Raw genomic sequence first — 16,147 nt, forward strand, 5'->3', positions numbered from 1 at the left:
TCGGCCCGGATGCGGAACCGTTTCCATGCGTCAAAGTACTTCACCCGGCGACAGGATGCAAGCACGAGAACATAACGAAATAGACAGTGAGAGCGCTCCCACCGAAATCGTGCGGCCGGGCGGTCCATTCGTGTTCCAGATGTTATGGATCAGTTCCAGTCTGCAGTTCCAGGTCTGTTCCAGATTCGCTATGGTGGTGCTACCCAACGGAGGGAGTCGGCATGAGTGGTGCCATCAGCGATGTCGCGGCCCTCGCCGGCGTCTCGAAAGCGACGGCCTCGCGAGCGCTCACCGGGCGTGGATACGTGTCGGCCGAGACCCGGGAACGGGTCGTGCAGGCCGCGGCCACGATCGGGTACGTCGCCTCGCCCATCGCCGCGAGCCTGTCCACCGGACGCACGTTGGCCATCGGCGTCCTCACCTCGTTCCTCAACCGCTGGTACTTCGGGGAGGTCCTCGAGGGCGCCGAGGGGGCACTCCGTGCGCGGGGCTACGACCTGACGCTCCACCATCTGCCGCCCGACTCCCCGGAACGCGACCGCATCTTCGACTCGTACCTCACGAACAAGCGCTTCGACGGCATGATCTCGATCGGGATCGAGGCCTCGCAGGACGAGATCGCGCGCCTGCTCGCCAACCCCCGTCCACTCGTGTCGATCGGCGGCAACATCCGCGGGGCCCACTCCATCAACATCGACGACCAGGCGCTCGGCCGCGAGGCGACGGAGCACCTCATGACGCTCGGGCACACGCGCATCGCCCACATCACCGGTCACGACGCCGAACTGCAGACAGACACCGTGCACGGCAGGCGCCTGGCCGGCTACCTCGCGGCGATGGAGGATGCAGGGCTCACCTCGGCCGTGCACGTCCTGCCCGCGGTCCACTCGTTGCCGGGCGGGTACGAGGCCGCGGCGCAGTTGCTGCGGGACGCGAGGATCCGCCCGACGGCGGTGTTCGCCTCGACGGACGAGGTGGCGATCGGCATCATCATCGCCGCACGACGCCTCGGGATCACCGTTCCGGCGGAGCTGTCGGTCATCGGGATCGACGGGCACTCCTACGCGGAGATGTTCGCGCTCACCACCTTCGAGCAGGAGCCCCGCGCGCAGGGGCGGCATGCCGTCGAGATCCTCCTCCAAGACCTGGAGGACGAGCAACGCACACAGGCCCCGGACTCCGGGGAGCCGGGCAGCACCGTCTCCGAGGTGCGCTGGCCGACCCGTCTGGTGATCCGACAGACCACGACGCGCCCCGAGTCAGCCGAGTAGACACCCGGCTGCGCCCCCAGCGCGGTGCGCGGACGCGAGCGCGCCCCACTGACGTGAGCGCGGGCCCCCGGAGGGGAGCGCTCGCGTCAGTGGGGCGCGGTGACCGGTCGGATCAGCTCGCGTCGGCTGCGGTGATCGCGATGGCCTCGTCGAGTTCGCTCTCCACCGGACCGTCGACGCGGGCGAGGTGCTTGCGTCCGAGGACGACGATGAGGACCGCGACGATGAGCGAGCCGGCGGCCACGTAGTACGGTGCGGCAGGCGAGAGGAGCTTCGCGATCTCCGCGGCGGCCGGCGGCGCGATGGCCCCACCGAGGAACCGTACGGACGAGTACGCCGAGGATGCGACGTTGCTCGGCAGGTCCGTCGCCTCCATGACCGACTCGGTCAGCACCGTGTTCATGACGCCGAGCAGGAGTCCGCCGACGACGATGCAGACGATGAGGCCGGTGGTGGACTGCACGAGGAGTCCGGCCGCGACGAGGTCCAGCGCCAGCAACGGCAGGACCAGCTTGATCACGGACGTGCGACGCATCCGAGCCGTGAGCAGCGGTGCGACGAACACGCTCGTGATCGCGAGCGCGACACCCCACCCGAAGAAGGTGAACCCGAGACCCATCGCATCGAGGCCGAGCGGGAACGGCGAGTAGGCGAGCAGGGTGAAGAAGCCGATGTTGTAGAACAGGGCGGCTGCCGCGAGGATGCCCAGCGACGGGATGGCCAGTGCCTTGAACGGCGCGGACAGCTTGAGCGGCGCGGGCTTCGGCCCCTCGGTCTTCAGCAGGGTCACGATCGCGATGAACCCGACGGCCATGAGGGTCGCGGTGCCGAAGAACGGCCACTTCCAGCCGATGCCGCCGAGGAGACCACCGAGGAGTGGGCCGATCGCGATGCCGAGCCCGAGTGCGGCCTCGTACAGGATGATCGCGTTGGCGCGACCGCCCGCTGCGGCTCCGACGATGGTGGCGAGTGCCGTCGAGATGAAGAGCGCGTTGCCGAGGCCCCAGCCGGCGCGGAATCCGATGACGGCACCGACGGAATCGGACAGGCCCGCGAGAAGCGCGAACAGGACGACGAGTGCGAGTCCGATGAGGAGCGTGCGCTTGGCACCGATCCGGCTCGACAGCCAGCTCGTGAAGAGCATGGCCACGCCGGTGACGAGCAGGTAGCTCGTGAAGAGCATCTCGGCCTGCGTCGGCGTCGCCTGGAGGTCTTCGGCGATCGCGGGGAGGATCGGGTCGACGAGGCCGATGCCCATGAAGGCGATGACACTCGCGAAGGCGACCGCCCAGACGGCCTTCGGCTGGTGCAGGATGCCACCGAGACCGGCGCTGTGGCCGGTGCCGTGGCCGTGGCTCGACGCCGTGGGCGTGGGCACGGAGGACGTGCGTGCGCTGGTGTCGGCGCTCATGCCGTCAGCTCCGAGGCGACCTCGACGGCCACGCGGGCCTGGATGATCTCGACGGTCCTGGCGATCGCGGCTAGGTCGTCGTCCTCGAGGTCGGTGAAGGCCGGCTCCAGGGCGTCGGTGAGCTCGTCGCGCCAGGCGAGGAGGGCGGCCGCCCCCTTCGGGGCGATGGCGATGAGCCACGCGCGGTGGTCGTCGACGTCGGCGATCCGCTTGATCCAGTCACGCTCGTCGAGGCTCTGCACGAGCTTCGTCATCGTGGGTTGGGACACCCGGCTCTGGCGGGCCAGTTCGCCGACCCGGACGGGGCCGACCGTGGTGAGCACGGAGAGCGTGCGCCAGACGGCGGGCGATTCGGAGGATCCGGTGGCCTGGGCGGCAAGGCGGGTGAGCCGGTGCGATGCCGTGATGAGGTCGCCGAGGATGGTGTGCAGGGGTGAATGCGTACGGTTCTCGGTCATGATCCATCCAGTATACATAGCTAGGCTATGCATTCGCACACTCAGTCCGGTGATCACCATTCAGGAGGCTCCCGGCGCGTCGGCACCGGGAGCCTCCCGCAGGGCGGGACTCGCCCAGGCGGACCTGAAGTGTGAACCGGTCAGCGCATCCAGGTGGTGAAGGAGTGGCTGACCCGCGGATCGGGCGGGTGGGCGTCGGTCGCCCGTTCCGACTCGGTGAAGGCGGATGCGAGCTGGGCTCGGATCCAGGTGATGGTTGCACGCCAGCGTGCGTGGGTGTTCATGGTGGTGGGTTCTCCCGATTCGGGCACCGCACCGACGGCCCACGCTCGCACGGAGCGGGACGACGACGCGGATACCTGCGTGAACCGTCGACGAACGTCGTCGACGGGTGCAGAGCATCCGCGTCCGTGTGGAGTGACGCGACGAATCGCAGGCCCTCCGGTTAACTGACGGAGGGCACCGCTCCCGAACGAATCGGGGGCGATGCCCTCCGATCACGGATGTCTCTGCCGAGTGCGTGCAGCACTCGTCTCAAGAAGATCCGCGATCGTCAGCGGCGACCGACCGGAGTCGGTCGCCAGCCCAGTGGTTGTCCCCCGCAGGGGACCGACTACTTGAGCGTGACGGTGGCGCCGGCAGCCTCGAGGGCTTCCTTCGCCTTGTCAGCGGCTTCCTTGTTGGCGCCTTCGAGGACGGCAGCCGGAGCGCCGTCGACGAGAGCCTTGGCCTCGCCGAGGCCGAGCGAGGTGAGCTCGCGGACCGTCTTGATGACCTGGATCTTCTTGTCGCCAGCAGCCTCGAGGATGACGTCGAAGTCGGTCTTCTCTTCGACCTCTTCAACAGCAGCGCCAGCAGCAGCCGGGCCGGCGACGGCGACGGGAGCAGCAGCGGTGACCTCGAAGGTCTCCTCGAACAGCTTGACGAACTCGCTGAGCTCGATGAGCGTGAGCTCCTTGAACGCGTTGATCAGTTCTTCGTTTGACAGCTTTGCCATGATTGTTCTCCTTGTTTCATGCCCTGCAACCGCATCACGCGGCGGACAGGTACGGGGTTGATTGTTCGCGGAACCGAATTACTCGGCCGCGGACTCCTGCTTCTCGCGCAGCGCCTCGACCGTGCGAACGGCCTTCGAGAGCGGTGCGTTGAAGAGGTAGGCAGCTCCGAACAGCGAGGCCTTGACGGCGCCGGCAAGCTTTGCCAGCAGCACTTCACGGGACTCGAGGTCGGCGAGCTTGCCGACTTCTTCAGCGGTCAGCGGGTTACCGTCGAAGTAACCGCCCTTGACCACGAGGAGAGGGTTTGCCTTGGCGAAGTCACGAAGAGCCTTCGCGACGGTGACCGGGTCACCGTGCACGAATGCGATCGCGGACGGACCGGCGAGCTCGTCGTCGAACGACGAGATGCCGGCGTTGTTCGCCGCGATCTTGGTCAGCGTGTTCTTCACCACGGCGTAGGTTGCGTCCGCACTGATGCTCTTGCGCAGGTTCTTGAGCTGAGCAACAGTGAGGCCGCGGTACTCGGTCAGCAGAACGGCAGTCGAGCTCTGGAACTTCTCCGTGAGTTCGGCAACCGAGGCTTCCTTGTTCGCCATGGCCACTCCTTTTCGAATCTTGAATGCATGCAGCGGAGGCCGCACACACCAACCGCCGGGCCGGCGAAGGGTTCGGGCATGAAAAAAGCTCCGGCGCAAGCGCACGGAGCTGGGGAGAGGCGAGCCTCGATCAGATCTTCATACACCTGCGCTGGACGTCTCGTCATGAGAACCTTCGACTGTCTCGTTTGCACGCGACAGTGACCGGCGGTCTTTGGTTTCGACAACCATAACACACCCCCGGCCCCGTTCCGACAGGCGTGCACCGGGCGCTCACGACCGCCCGTCCGGATGTCCGAGGCGACCGGCACCATGGAGCCATGATCCAGACGCTCGCCATCTCCGGCTACCGTTCCATCCGAGACACCGTGCTGCCGCTGCACGGCCTCGACGTCGTGACCGGCGCGAACGGCACCGGCAAGTCCAACCTCTACCGGGCACTCCGACTCCTCGCGAGTGCGGGCGACGGCGATGTCGTCGGATCCCTCGCGCGCGACGGCGGGCTCTCCTCGACGCTCTGGGCCGGCCCCGAGCACGTGAGTCGAGCCATGGTCGACGGTTCCGTCCCGGTCCAGGGCACGCGCCGCACGGGTCCGATCAGCCTGCGACTCGGGTTCGCGACGGACACGCTGGGGTATCTCGTCGACCTCGGGATCCCGCAGCCGTCCACGACGCTGTTCGGCCGCGACCCCGAGATCAAGCGGGAGCAGATCTTCGCCGGCGCACTGGCCAAACCGAGCAGCCTGCTCGTCGACCGGCACGGTCCGGCGGTCCGGGTCCGCGACGGGTCGTGGCGTCCGATCGGTCGAACGCTCGGCACCTCGGAGAGCATCCTCACCGAGTTCTCGGACGCCGACGCGACGCCCGAGGTCCTCCGCGTGCGCGGCCAGGTGCGCGGCTGGCGGTTCTACGACCAGTTCCGGACCGACCGCGAGGCCCCGGCGCGTGCGCCGCAGGTCGGGACGAGGACGCCGGTCCTCGGGCACGACGGCGCGGACCTCGCCGCCGCGGTGCAGACGATCATCGAGTCCGGCGGCCGGGACCGGCTCGACGCCGCCGTCGACGACGCGTTCCCCGGCAGCGTGCTGCGCGTGCGCGCCGACGACGGGGTGTTCCGACTGGAGCTCGAACAGCCCGGGATGCTCCGTCCACTCTCGGCCGGCGAGCTGTCCGACGGCACGCTCCGCTACCTGCTGCTCGTCGCGGCGCTCCTCACTCCGCGCCCGCCCGAGCTCATGGTGCTGAACGAACCCGAGACGAGTTTGCACGGCGACCTCCTCCCCCAGCTGGCTCGGCTCATCACCGCGGCGAGCGCCGACACACAGCTCGTGGTCGTCTCCCACGCCCGCCCACTCATCGAGGCCATGCTCGGGGCCGGCGAGGTGCATGAGCACCAGCTGGTGAAGCGACTCGGCGAGACGACCGTCGAGGATCAGGGCCTGCTGTCGACGCCGCCGTGGGCCTGGCCGTCGCGATGAGTGTCCGGCTCCGGTGACCGCCGGCTAGGCGCGGTCGGCCTGCTTGCCCAGGTAGCGGTCCGCACCGTAGCTGAGGATGAAGAACCCGATCAGCTGGAACAGGACGAGTCCGAAGATCCGGAACACCGTGCTCTTGTCGAACTGCTTGCCGATGTGCCATCCGACGATCCACCCGAACACGATGTTCACGAGCGGGATGAAGTAGAGGATGGTCGCCGCACCCGTGAAGCCGGCGAGCTTCACGACGACGTACCAGTTGTAGATCGGGATGATCGCGGTCCAGCCGGAGCGGCCAGACTTCTCGAACATCCCCCAGACGGAGGCGACGAACAGGGCGTAGCCGATGATGCCGCCGAAGACGTTGGCGGGGGCGTTCATGAACTCGATGGCGGCACGACCGTTGTCGTCAGCGGCGAGCAGGATGGTGTCGATCACGGTGGTGGCGCTCCTTGTCGTCATCGCGGTCGACCGACCGCCTCATCCGACGAATGTAGCGCGCGGGTCGCACCCCGGACCAGCGGGTGTCCCGCAGACGCTCAGACGGCCCGGGCGGTGCGGGCGGCCTGCACGAACGAACGGATGAGCTCCGGCGACTTCACCCCGCGCGAGGACTCGACCCCGCTGGACACGTCGACCCCCCAGGGCCGGAGTTCCGCGACGAGGCCCTGGACGTTCTCCGGCGTGAGACCGCCGGCGAGGATCCACGTGCGGGTGGGTGGGTTCGCCATCAGGGCGATCGTGTCGAAGGTCTTCCCGGCTCCCGGGTCAGGTGCATCGAGGAGCAACAGCTCCTCGGCGTAGGCGGCGCGCTCGGCGGCGTTCTCGGAGGCGTAGTGCACCGCCGAGGTCGCCCGGAGCGTCCGCCATCCCATCGCCTGCAGCTCCTGGAACGCCTCGGGTGGTTCGTCACCGTGGAGCTGGACGGCCTGCACCCCGGCAGCACCGGCGATCCGCGAGACCTCCTCGACCGACTGGCGCCGGAAGACGCCGACCGTCAGCACCGACTCGGGGACGTCGGCGAGCAGCGAGGCGACGCGTTCGGGCTCGATGGTCCGGGGCGACCCCGGCGCGAAGACGAATCCGATCGCGTCGACTCCGGCGTCCACCGCCGCAGCGACGTCGGACGCCTCGGACAGACCGCACACCTTGACCCACATGGGGACCACGCTACCCGGCCTCACGGATCACTCCGCCGTCGGGACGAGGACGTCCGGGGTGGCGACGGCCGGCAGCTCGACGCGGAACACCGTCCGTCCTGGTGTGCTCTCGCACCTGACCGTGCCGTGGTGCGCGGCCACGACGGCGTGCACGATCGCGAGCCCGAGGCCGGTGCTCCCGGTGGCCCGTGAGCGGGAGTCGTCGCCACGGACGAAGCGCTCGAAGAGGTTGGGCTGCAGCGCGGGGTCGATGCCGGGGCCGTCGTCCGAAACGGTCAGCACGGCGATCTCGCCCGCAGGACCGCTCTCGACCGCCAGCCCCGTCCGCACGGTCGTCCCGGCGGGCGTGTGGGTCCGCGCGTTGGCGAGTAGGTTGACGATCACCTGTTGCAGTCGGGACGCATCACCCGTGACGAGGACGGGCTCCTCGGGGAAGTCCAGTTCGAACACGTGGTCCGGCCCGGCGACATGGGCGTCGCCGACGGTGTGGATGACGAGTTCGGTGAGGTCGACGGGGCGCTTCGCGAGTTCGCGTCCCTCGTCCAACCGCGCCAGCAGCAGCAGGTCCTCGACGATCGTGGTCATGCGACCGGCCTCGGAGCGGATCCGGCCGAGGGAGTGGGTGACGTCCTCCGGCAGCGCGTCCGACTTCCGGGCGGCGAGTTCCGAGTATCCGGCGATGGACGCCAGCGGGGTCCGGAGCTCGTGGCTCGCGTCCGAGACGAACCGGCGCACCTTGTTCTCGCTCGCCTGCCGGGCGTTCAGCGCGGACGAGACGTGCCCGAGCATGCGGTTGATCGCCGATCCGACGCGTCCGACCTCGGTGCGCGGGTCCGTGTCCGACTCCGGTACCCGGACGGCGAGCGCCACCTCACCGCGGTCGAGGGGCAGTTCGGCGACGACCGCGGCCGTCGCGACGACCCGGTCGAGCGGGCGGAGCGAGTACCGCACGATCGCGAACGCGGCCAGTCCGGCGAGCAGCAGGACCACGACGCTCATGATCGCGATGAGGGTGACGAGCTGCATGACCGTCGACGCGACCTCGGCGAGCGGCAGCCCGATGATCCTCGTCGCGCCGCTCGCATCGGTGACGGCGACGACGCGGTAGTCGCCGAGGTGCTCCCCGAGGTTGATGGTCGACGGTCGGTCACCGGCCGACACCGTGAGGATCATGGCGTCCTGACTCTCGGTGCACGGGACCGTGCTGCCGTCGGCGTTGAGGTATCCGGCGCTGACGATGGTGCCGTCGACGACGATCGCCCCGAGTGCGCCGGGGCCGAGGCCCGGAGCGCCGATGAAGGCGGGCGGCTCGCGCGTGCCCGAGCCACCGCCGTAGCTGTCCGGGATCGCGGCGTCGGGGATGGACTCCGGCGTGGGGAGTTGACCGTTGCGACCGTAGTCGACGATCCGCTCGGCGGCCTTCGTGAGCTGGTTGTCGACGCCCTCGGTGAGGAGGCCGCTCACCGCCACCGCGCTCGCGACTCCGACGACGGCGCTGCCGAGGGCGAGGAGCCCGACGACGACGACCATGAGGCGTCGACGAAGCGTCCACGGTGCGCGCTTGGGGTGGGTGGAGCCGGTGGTCGTCGCTGTCGGGTCGGTGACGGGGGCGCTCGTGGTCACGAACCGACCGTCGGGATCTTCAGCATGTAGCCGGCGCCGCGCACGGTGTGGATCATGGGCTCGCGACCGGCGTCGATCTTCTTCCGCAGGTAGGAGATGTAGATCTCGACGACGCTCGCACGCCCACCGAAGTCGTAGCTCCACACCCGGTCGAGGATCTGGGCCTTGCTCAGCACCCGGCGCGGGTTCCGCATGAGGAACCGCAGCAGCTCAAACTCGGTCGCGGTGAGTTCGATGGGTTCGCCGTCGCGCGTCACCTCGTGGCTGTCCTCGTTGAGCACGAGGTCGCCGACCACGATGTCCGGCCCGGACTCGTCGGCGGCCAGCAGGGTCGAGCGGCGGATGAGCCCGCGCAGCCGGGCGACGACCTCCTCGAGGCTGAAGGGCTTGGTCACGTAGTCGTCGCCGCCGGCGGTGAGGCCCGCGATGCGGTCGTCGAGCGAGTCCTTGGCGGTGAGGAACAGGACGGGGACGTCGCTCCCCGAGGTCCGCAGGCGGTTCAGCACCTGCAGGCCGTCCAGGTCGGGCAGCATGATGTCGAGCACGATGGCGTCCGGGCGGAAGTCGCGGGCGGTCGTGAGGGCCTCGCGGCCGTCGGCGGCGGTCCGGATCTCCCAGCCTTCGTAGCGCAGGGCCATCTGCAGGAGGTCCGTGAGCGTCGCCTCGTCGTCGACGACGAGCACACGGACGGCGGTGCCGTCGGCCCGTTTGAGTGCGCTTCGCGCGGCACCGGGCGCCTGGGTCGGGATGTTCACGCGTTCAGTATTCGCCTCCGCCCTATGAGCTGTCTATGAACCGACCAGACGGATGCTGTGCCCTCCCCGAGCCGGCGGAGCGCCCGCAGCGGCCTGGGCCGATTCATAGCGTCGCCGAGGCGCAGGCCAAGCGGGCCTCCGTAGCGTCCGGTCCAAGTCATCCGCGACGTGCGGATCGTCGGCGTCGCGCAACGGGGACGCCGGAACGTGCACCAGAGCAGAAGGAAACACAGACATGTTCGGAACGTATCTCCGGCGGGAACTCGTCGGTCGTCGGAAACAGACGATCATCATCGCCATCGGGATGGCGCTCGCCATCGCCCTCGTGATCATCGTCAACTCGGTCGCAGCCGGTGTGAAGACGGCGCAGGCGTCGGTGCTGGAATCCGTCTACGGGGTCGGAACGGACATCACCGTGAGTCAAGCCGCCGAAGCGCCGACGGAGGGCGGCGGCCCCGGCCAGAACTTCGACTTCGGCTCGGGCGACGGGTCGACGAGCGACGGCACGACGACCGTCAACCAGTCGCGGTTGGAGGCGGCGCGCGGCACGTCGACCTTCGACGCGACGGCGCTCGGCACGATCACCGACGTCGCCAACGTCGAGGCCGCCGCAGCCACCCTGTCGCTCACGAACACGACCTTCACGGGCGAGCTGCCGGACTTCTCGCAGGCGCAGGGATCCGACGGGGCGGCAGGCGTGCCCGGCGGTGACGCGACCGGCGCGACCCCGCCGCAGGGCGGTCCTGACGGCGCAGGCGGGAGTTCCTTCGGCGTCGACTCCTTCACGGTCCTCGGTCTCGACCCCTCGGGCGACGCCGTCGGTCCGCTCTCGGCCGTCACCCTCAGCGACGGACGCTCGCTCGCAGTCGACGACACGGGCACGGACGTCGCCGTCCTCGACGCCTCCTACGCGACCGAGGCGGGGATCGCCACCGGCGACACGATCGACATCGCGGGCACCACGTTCAGCGTGGTCGGCACGGTGACCGCCTCCGGAGCCGACGCCACGACCGCTTCGAACGTCTACATCCCCCTCGACGTCGCGCAGACGCTCGCCGGACTCGACGACCAGGTCAGCGACGTGTACGTGCAGGCCGCCTCGTCGACCGACATCACGCAGGTGCAGACGGACATCGAGACGGCACTGCCCGACGCGACCGTGAGCACCCAGGAGGACCTCGCGTCCACCGTGTCCGGCTCGCTCGCCTCGGCGTCGACGCTCGTGTCCAACCTCGGCACCTGGCTGTCGCTCATCGTGCTCGCCGCCGCGTTCCTCATCGCTATCCTGTTCACGATCTCCGGCGTCACGCGCCGCACGCGCGAGTTCGGCACGCTCAAGGCGATCGGCTGGAGTGACCGGCGCATCGTCGGCCAGGTCGCGGGTGAGTCCGTCGTGCAGTCACTCGTCGGCGGCGCCGTCGGTGTCGCGGTCGGCCTCCTCGGCATCCTCGTCGTGAACCTCGTCGCCCCGACGCTCAGCGCGGCGGCGACGACCTCGGCCGGTGGCGGACTCGGCGGACCCGGCGGCACCGCGGGCGTGCCGGCGGGAACGGCCGGTGGGTTCGGCGGCGCCCCGGGCGCTGCGGCCGCGACCACCACCGACATCGTCCTCCAGGCTCCCGTGACCGCGTGGATCATCGTCATCGCCGTCGGGATCGCCGTCATCGGCGGGCTGCTCGCGGGTGCCATCGGCGGGTGGCGCGCCTCACGGCTGCGTCCGGCCGAGGCGCTCCGCTCCGTCGCCTAGGCGACGCACCAGACGCCGCCGGGTGGTCGTCTCCCCCGCGACCACCCGGCGGTCCCACTTCTCACTCCGACCAGCAGAACGAAGGACCCCATGTACACGATCACCGGCCTCACCAAGCAGTACCGCCAGGCGAAGCGCTCGGTCACGGCGCTCGACGGCGTCGACCTCGACATCCCCGACGGACAGCTCGTCGCCATCCAAGGTCCGACCGGCGGCGGCAAGTCGACGCTCCTCCAGATGCTCGGCGCGCTGGACCGACCGACCGCCGGCAGCATCTCCCTCGCCGGCGACGACCTCTCGACGCTCAGCGAGACGAAGCTCGGCAGGATCCGCGCCACGGAGATCGGCTTCGTGTTCCAGGGGTTCAACCTCATCCCGACGCTGACGGCACAGGAGAACGTCGAGATGGCCCTGGTCCCGATCGGGACCCCTCGGGCCGAACGCGAGACCAGGGCTCGGGCGGCGCTCGCGTCCGTCGGACTCTCCGAGCGGGGTTCGCACCTCCCCGCCGAGTTGTCCGGCGGGCAGCAGCAGCGGGTCGCGATCGCCCGTGCGCTCGTCAAAGAGCCCGAGGTGCTGCTCGCCGACGAACCGACCGGCAACCTCGACGAGGAGACCCGCGACGAGATCATGGACCTCCTCGAGGGTCTGTGGCGCGACCGCGGGCTCACGGTCGTCGTGGTGACGCACGACACCGCGGTCGCCAAGCGCGCCGAGCGTCGTCTGCACATCGCGAACGGGAAGCTCAAGGACGTCACGATTCGGCGCTGACCGGCCCGGGGAGCGGCTCGGACCCGCTCCCCGAGCCGCCCACCCGGTCCCTGAGCAGCCCGCCCCGCTCCCCGAGCCGCCCACCCCGGTCCCCGAGCCGCCCACCCGGTCCCTGAGCCTGTCGAAGGGCCATGGGAATACCCCGTCGTCGTGGTTGATTGACACTGATCAACTACTTCTCATATAGTTGACGCATATCAACTAGCTGACGTCATCACGATCGCGGAGCCCATGTCACACACCACTTCTTCACCAGCCACGCCCGCTCGCGCGGACAACGGCATGACGCATCGCCAGGTGCTCGAGGCCCTCTCCGGCCTCCTCCTCGGCATGTTCGTGTCGATCCTCGCCGGAACCGTCGTCTCGACCTCCCTCCCCCGGATCATCTCCGACCTGAACGGCGACCAGACGGCGTTCACCTGGGTCGTCACGGCCACGTTGCTCGCCACCACCGTCTCGACGCCCATCTGGGGCAAGTTCGCCGACCTCTTCAACCGCAAGCTGCTCATCCAGCTGGCGCTCGGGATCTTCGTCCTCGGCTCGGCGCTCGCGGGCTTCTCGCAGGACACCGGCACGCTCATCGGCTTCCGCGTCCTGCAGGGCCTCGGCGCCGGTGGTCTCACGGCGCTCAGCCAGATCATCATGGCCGACATCATCAGCCCGCGTGAGCGTGGCCGGTACATGGGCCTCTTCGGTGCGGTCATGGCGGTCGGCACGGTCGGCGGCCCGCTCTTCGGCGGCCTCCTCACCGACTCGCTCGGCTGGCGCTGGAACTTCTTCGTCGGCGTCCCCTTCGCGATCGCCGCGATCTTCCTCCTGCAGCGCACGCTCCACCTCCCGAAGCGGAACGTGGGCAAGGTCAAGATCGACTACCTCGGCGCCGCCCTCATCGCCGGCGGCGTCTCGCTGCTGCTCATCTGGGTCACCCTGGCCGGGACGCAGTTCGAGTGGGCGAGCTTCACGACGCTCGTCATGGTGGGCATCTCCGTCCTCCTGCTCGCAGCGGCGGTCATCGTCGAGATCAAGGTCGACGAGCCGATCATCCCGATGTCGCTGTTCAAGAACCGCACCTTCACCCTCGCGGTCATCGCGAGCATCTCGGTGGGTGTGGCGATGTTCGGCACCTCGGTGTTCCTCAGCCAGTACATGCAGCTGGCGCGTGGGGCGACACCGACGGAGTCGGGCCTGCTGACGCTCCCGATGATCGGCGGCCTCCTGATCGCCTCCATCGTGGTCGGGCAGTTCATCTCCCGCTTCGGCCACTGGAAGCCGTACCTCATCGTCGGCTCGATCCTCCTCACCGTCGGCCTGTTCCTCATGAGCACGATCCACTACGACTCGAACTACCTGCTCGTCTCCGTGTACATGTTCGTCCTCGGCGCCGGTGTCGGCATGGTCATGCAGAACCTCGTGCTCGTGGTCCAGAACGACGTCCTGCCGCAGCAGCTGGGGACGGCGAGCGCGGGTGTCGCGTTCTTCCGCAGCCTCGGCGGCACGATCGGCGTCTCGGTCATGGGCTCCGTGCTCGCGACGAAGGTCACCGACATGCTCTCCGACCGACAGGACGACCTGCAGGCGGCCATCGTCGCCCTCGGTGCTCCCGGCGCCAAGATCGCCGAGACGCTCTCGAGCGGCACGATCCCCAAGGTGAGCACGCTGCCCGAGTCGGTGCGGACCATCATCGAATCCGTCTACGGTGACGCGGTCGCCGACATCTTCCTCGTCGCCGCACCACTCGCGATCCTGACGATCATCGCCGTGATCTTCCTGCCGAACAAGAAGCTCGGTTCGAAGAACGCCGTGCAGCGCATGGCCGAGCAGGGCACCGGAGAGCCGGCCCTCGTCGGCGCGGCCACCGGTTCCGTCACGACGGCCACCGCGTCCACGTCGACCCAGTCGTTCGCGACCGGTGCGCTCGACGTGGCCGAGGCCATGATCGGTGGCGAGGCGGACACCCGACTCGAGCGAGGACGGGATGAGACCGCCGACGCCGACAGCGGCTCGGAAGCCGAGGCACACAGCCCCCGCCACGGCCGCTAGTCCGTACAATGCGAACGATGTCCATCGATCACGACGCCCAGGCCGGGCCGGCCGCTGCCGACGACGCAGCGGCCGGCACCGCGCACGACCTCGCGATCGGTGCCGTGGAGGAGCAGTTCGCGCTGCTCGTCAACCGCATCCGCAACGGCATCCGCGACCGGGCCGAGCGGATCTCCCCCGGACTCCAGCCGGCCGGCTACAAGTTGCTCAGCATGGTCTCGCGCTCCGGAGCGATCCGCGCCGGTGCCCTGGCCGAGATGCTCGCGACGGACAAGAGCGCGGTGAGTCGCCTCATCCACCAGCTGGAGACGCTCGGCCTCGTGACGAGGACGCCGGACCCCGAGGACGGCCGTGCGAGCCTCGTCGTCGCGACCGCCGAGGGCGAGCGCCGGATGGAGTCGACACGGGCCAACGACCAGGCGATGCTCTACCAGCAGCTCTCGTCCTGGGACAAGGCCGAGGTGCGGCGGCTCGCGGAACTCCTCGCGAAGCTCAACGACACCCTCTGAAGTCCCTTTCTCAGGAGTCCTCCGGAGCGCCGGGCTCGCGAGCGAGCGACGCGCCGAGGAACTCCTGAGAACGGGTCAGCGCCAGCTGTGCTTCGGGTCGTACCCGAGGACCTGGCGGGCGTGGTCGATCGAGAGCAGCGTGCCGTTGCCGGCGATGTCGCCGGTGACGGGCACGTCCGGGAAGACCTCCGCGACGAGCTCGACGTTGTCGCGCGACATGACCGTGTCGGCCGCTGCGATGATGAACCGGTCGAACCCGGTGGCCTGGTGCTCGAGCGCGAGCCGCACGGCCTGCGCGCCGTCACGGCCGTCGATGTAGCCCCAGAGGTTCCACTTGCGGAGGGTGGCGTCGGCGTCGAACGACGGGAACGCCGCGTAGTCGGCCTCGTCCATCACGTTGGAGAAGCGGAGGGCGATGATCTTGAGCTCGGGGTGCCACCGCGTGAGTTCGATCGCCAGCTGCTCCTCGAGGTGCTTCGAGAGCGAGTACGTCGACTCGGGTCGCGCCGCGTAGGCCTCGTCGACGGGGATGTAGGGCGGCGGGGTGTCGAACGGCAGCCCGAGGACGGTCTCGCTCGACGCCGTGACGATGTTCGTGATGCCGGCCTTGATGGCGGCGTTGAACACGTTGTAGGTGCTGAGGATGTTGTTCTGGAAGGTCGCCGTGTTCGTCGAGAGCCCCGGCGCGGGGATGGCGCTCAGGTGGACGACCGCGTCGAACCCGTCCGGCGCCTGCTCGTCGACGCCGGTGAGGGCGTCGAACACCTGGCCAGCGTCACGCAGGTCGATGCGGACGAAACCGTCACCGCGCTCTCCCGCCTGGTCGAGGTTGATCACCAGGTGACCGTGCTCCCGAAGATGGCCGACCACTGTTCGCCCGAGCTTGCCCGAGCCTCCCGTCACTGCGATTCTCATGACGCCCATCCTGGTCCATCAACCCGCGATCGCGTGGACGATTGACAACTCCCCCAGGATCGGGCGACCGAAGCGGAATGGTCGACCGCCGGCTCGCGTTGGACGAGACGTGAAGCTCACCCTGTACACCTCCGCGTTCTGCGCCCCCTGCATGCAGGCCCGCGCCGTCCTGGCCGAGGTCCCGGCGCTCGTGGCCGGTGCCGTCGTCGAGGAGCGCGACGTCGCCTTCCGTTCGGCGGAGGCGGAGGCCGACGGCATCCGCTCCACCCCGACGGTCATCATCACGGCCGACGACGGCACCGAGGTGTTCCGCGCGACCGGGGCGCCCACGCTCAACCAGGTGCTTGTGGCGGCGGCGAAGGCGCTGTAACCGGCGACCGCCCTTCGACAAGCTCAGGGACCGAAGAGGCAGCTCAGG

General features: G+C 69.1%; 17 protein-coding genes. 7 read left to right on the top strand and 10 right to left on the bottom strand.

Annotated elements, in window-relative coordinates; translation table 11 throughout:
• Nucleotides 1–221: 221 nt before the first annotated feature.
• Nucleotides 222–1,271: a LacI family DNA-binding transcriptional regulator gene (locus tag ACQ3HE_RS17965; protein WP_124767336.1), complete on the top strand. Its 1,050-nt coding sequence runs from the start codon at nucleotides 222–224 to the stop codon at nucleotides 1,269–1,271.
• 112 nt (nucleotides 1,272–1,383) lie between these two features.
• Here the strand turns inward: ACQ3HE_RS17965 and ACQ3HE_RS17970 are convergent, their stop codons facing one another.
• The 5 genes from ACQ3HE_RS17970 to rplJ all read right to left on the bottom strand — a co-directional run bounded on the left by ACQ3HE_RS17970 (nucleotide 1,384) and on the right by rplJ (nucleotide 4,734).
• Complete coding sequence (locus ACQ3HE_RS17970) at nucleotides 1,384–2,682, bottom strand: MFS transporter (RefSeq protein ID WP_430893682.1); 1,299 nt, start codon at nucleotides 2,680–2,682, stop codon at nucleotides 1,384–1,386.
• Nucleotides 2,679–3,140: a MarR family winged helix-turn-helix transcriptional regulator gene (locus ACQ3HE_RS17975; protein WP_430893683.1), complete on the bottom strand. Its 462-nt coding sequence runs from the start codon at nucleotides 3,138–3,140 to the stop codon at nucleotides 2,679–2,681. The genes ACQ3HE_RS17970 and ACQ3HE_RS17975 overlap by 4 nt, the downstream gene beginning before the upstream one ends.
• A gap of 140 nt (nucleotides 3,141–3,280) precedes the next feature.
• Complete coding sequence (locus ACQ3HE_RS17980; RefSeq protein WP_430893684.1) at nucleotides 3,281–3,424, bottom strand: hypothetical protein; 144 nt, start codon at nucleotides 3,422–3,424, stop codon at nucleotides 3,281–3,283.
• 329 nt (nucleotides 3,425–3,753) lie between these two features.
• Nucleotides 3,754–4,137: a 50S ribosomal protein L7/L12 gene (gene rplL, locus ACQ3HE_RS17985; protein ID WP_056014124.1), complete on the bottom strand. Its 384-nt coding sequence runs from the start codon at nucleotides 4,135–4,137 to the stop codon at nucleotides 3,754–3,756.
• Nucleotides 4,138–4,215: 78 nt separating this feature from the next.
• Entirely contained in the window at nucleotides 4,216–4,734 is a 519-nt protein-coding gene (gene rplJ, locus ACQ3HE_RS17990) for a 50S ribosomal protein L10 (RefSeq protein WP_079706724.1), read from the bottom strand.
• Nucleotides 4,735–5,054: 320 nt separating this feature from the next.
• Here rplJ and ACQ3HE_RS17995 point away from each other — a divergent pair, with 320 nt between their 5' ends.
• Entirely contained in the window at nucleotides 5,055–6,212 is a 1,158-nt protein-coding gene (locus ACQ3HE_RS17995) for an AAA family ATPase (protein ID WP_430893685.1), read from the top strand.
• 24 nt (nucleotides 6,213–6,236) lie between these two features.
• On the opposite strand, the gene ACQ3HE_RS18000 is transcribed toward ACQ3HE_RS17995, so the two are convergent.
• The 4 genes from ACQ3HE_RS18000 to ACQ3HE_RS18015 all read right to left on the bottom strand — a co-directional run bounded on the left by ACQ3HE_RS18000 (nucleotide 6,237) and on the right by ACQ3HE_RS18015 (nucleotide 9,747).
• Nucleotides 6,237–6,647 carry a DUF5684 domain-containing protein gene (locus tag ACQ3HE_RS18000; RefSeq protein ID WP_430893686.1) on the bottom strand — a complete coding sequence of 137 codons (411 nt, stop codon included), beginning with the start codon at nucleotides 6,645–6,647 and terminating at the stop codon, nucleotides 6,237–6,239.
• 101 nt (nucleotides 6,648–6,748) lie between these two features.
• A complete protein-coding gene (locus ACQ3HE_RS18005; protein ID WP_430893687.1) occupies nucleotides 6,749–7,369 on the bottom strand; it encodes a phosphoribosylanthranilate isomerase in 621 nt (206 codons plus the stop codon).
• A 27-nt stretch (nucleotides 7,370–7,396) separates the two neighbouring features.
• Complete coding sequence (locus ACQ3HE_RS18010; RefSeq protein WP_430893688.1) at nucleotides 7,397–8,992, bottom strand: sensor histidine kinase; 1,596 nt, start codon at nucleotides 8,990–8,992, stop codon at nucleotides 7,397–7,399.
• Nucleotides 8,989–9,747: a response regulator transcription factor gene (locus ACQ3HE_RS18015; RefSeq protein ID WP_124767343.1), complete on the bottom strand. Its 759-nt coding sequence runs from the start codon at nucleotides 9,745–9,747 to the stop codon at nucleotides 8,989–8,991. The genes ACQ3HE_RS18010 and ACQ3HE_RS18015 overlap by 4 nt, the downstream gene beginning before the upstream one ends.
• A gap of 235 nt (nucleotides 9,748–9,982) precedes the next feature.
• On the opposite strand from ACQ3HE_RS18015, the gene ACQ3HE_RS18020 reads away from it, so the two are divergent.
• From ACQ3HE_RS18020 to ACQ3HE_RS18035, 4 genes are all read left to right on the top strand, one after another.
• A complete protein-coding gene (locus ACQ3HE_RS18020) occupies nucleotides 9,983–11,494 on the top strand; it encodes an ABC transporter permease (protein ID WP_430893690.1) in 1,512 nt (503 codons plus the stop codon).
• A 90-nt stretch (nucleotides 11,495–11,584) separates the two neighbouring features.
• Nucleotides 11,585–12,265, top strand: a complete 681-nt coding sequence (locus ACQ3HE_RS18025; RefSeq protein ID WP_191941755.1) for an ABC transporter ATP-binding protein — start codon at nucleotides 11,585–11,587, stop codon at nucleotides 12,263–12,265.
• 282 nt (nucleotides 12,266–12,547) lie between these two features.
• Nucleotides 12,548–14,305 (top strand): MDR family MFS transporter, encoded by a 1,758-nt coding sequence (locus ACQ3HE_RS18030; RefSeq protein ID WP_430893692.1) that lies wholly within the window; start codon nucleotides 12,548–12,550, stop codon nucleotides 14,303–14,305.
• 17 nt (nucleotides 14,306–14,322) lie between these two features.
• Complete coding sequence (locus ACQ3HE_RS18035) at nucleotides 14,323–14,814, top strand: MarR family winged helix-turn-helix transcriptional regulator (RefSeq protein ID WP_430893694.1); 492 nt, start codon at nucleotides 14,323–14,325, stop codon at nucleotides 14,812–14,814.
• A gap of 75 nt (nucleotides 14,815–14,889) precedes the next feature.
• Here ACQ3HE_RS18035 and ACQ3HE_RS18040 read toward each other — a convergent pair whose 3' ends face one another.
• Nucleotides 14,890–15,729 carry an NAD-dependent epimerase/dehydratase family protein gene (locus ACQ3HE_RS18040; RefSeq protein WP_430893696.1) on the bottom strand — a complete coding sequence of 280 codons (840 nt, stop codon included), beginning with the start codon at nucleotides 15,727–15,729 and terminating at the stop codon, nucleotides 14,890–14,892.
• Nucleotides 15,730–15,838: 109 nt separating this feature from the next.
• Here ACQ3HE_RS18040 and ACQ3HE_RS18045 point away from each other — a divergent pair, with 109 nt between their 5' ends.
• The gene (locus ACQ3HE_RS18045) at nucleotides 15,839–16,099 is read left to right on the top strand and encodes a thioredoxin domain-containing protein (RefSeq protein WP_064294542.1); all 261 of its coding nucleotides are present in this window, start codon (nucleotides 15,839–15,841) and stop codon (nucleotides 16,097–16,099) included.
• Nucleotides 16,100–16,147: the final 48 nt, after the last annotated feature.

This window comes from Plantibacter auratus (assembly GCF_050587365.1).
In the GTDB taxonomy this organism is placed as follows: Bacteria; Actinomycetota; Actinomycetes; order Actinomycetales; family Microbacteriaceae; genus Plantibacter; species Plantibacter auratus.